The following is a 715-nucleotide window of genomic DNA, read 5'->3' on the forward strand; positions in this document are numbered from 1 at the left end:
CATGGACGAGCCGATGGCGAAGAACATGAGCTTTCAGCGGGAATATGCGGAACCCTACGACTGGGTTGCCCAGCAGTTCAAAGATTGGGCCTTTACGCTGACCACCGCCTTTTTCTACTACAATGACTATGATTTCATGGGCGAGGACGAACGGGGGCTGCACCGCAAGGCTATGGCCGCATTTGGCGGAATTACCCCCAGCTACCACATTGAGCTGCTGGATAAGCCTACCATTTACTGGGACCTTCACTCCCTGCTGTTGGGTATCCAGATGATGTTCAGCTTCATGTTGGTGGACGGTGACCAGCCCCTGCGCCTGTGCAAGCACTGCCAGAAGGTGTTTCTGGGCAACCGGTCCAACGCCGCCTTTTGCAGCCCACGGTGCAAGAATCAGTACAATGTTTACAAGAGCCGGGGAAAGAACCGGACGGATGGAGGTGACGAGGAATGAGTGAGGAACAGGGACTGACCCCGTATGAAACCAGAGAAATCCTCTTTTACAAGACCGAAAACGGAGAAGTGCGGGTGGAAATCCTGCTCTTTCAGGAAAACCTCTGGCTGACACAGGCAAAAATGGCAGAGCTGTTTGAGGTACAGAAAGCGGCCATTTCCAAGCATCTGAAAAACATTTTTGAATCCGGCGAACTGAGCGAGGATTCAGTTGTTTCCAAAATGGAAACAACTGCGGCGGACGGAAAACGGTATCAGACCAACT

General features: G+C 52.3%; 1 protein-coding gene and 1 pseudogene. Both read left to right on the plus strand.

Annotation, left to right across the window (positions count from 1 at the left end):
• Positions 1–451 (plus strand): annotated as a pseudogene (locus H7U37_RS15095) (hypothetical protein); the annotation flags it as partial.
• A partial coding sequence (locus tag H7U37_RS15100) for a virulence RhuM family protein (protein WP_477742905.1) occupies positions 448–715 on the plus strand: 268 nt, incomplete at its 3' end. The pseudogene H7U37_RS15095 and the gene H7U37_RS15100, both read left to right, overlap by 4 nt.

The sequence above is a fragment of the Pseudoflavonifractor phocaeensis genome, from assembly GCF_016901735.1.
GTDB lineage: Bacteria > Bacillota > Clostridia > Oscillospirales > Oscillospiraceae > Pseudoflavonifractor_A.